General features: G+C 40.7%; 1 tRNA gene. It reads right to left on the bottom strand.

The features are described from left to right. Positions 1-114 precede the first annotated feature (114 nt). Positions 115-188 (bottom strand) — tRNA-Ile (locus ACXAHM_RS26415). Positions 189-302 lie beyond the last annotated feature (114 nt).

The raw sequence follows: 302 nt of genomic DNA on the forward strand, positions 1-302 counted from the left end.
TCCCTGTATACCCTTCTCTTGCTTTTCTTTTGAGTGAAATCATTTAATTAAAAATAATTTCAAAGTTTTTCCCATTCTGTCAAAGATCTTTTTACTTCTCATTTGAAGTAAGTGTGGGCTTAGCTGGACTCGAACCAGCGACCTCTACATTATCAGTGTAGCGCTCTAACCACCTGAGCTATAAGCCCTTATGATGTAATTAAAAATAATTATAAGTCCCTCGAAAGCAGGATCCCGTTCGTAAAGCACAAGGCTCCAAAAGGAGGTGTTCCAGCCGCACCTTCCGGTACGGCTACCTTGTT

This window comes from Flammeovirga sp. AWQ4_249 (assembly GCF_056161045.1).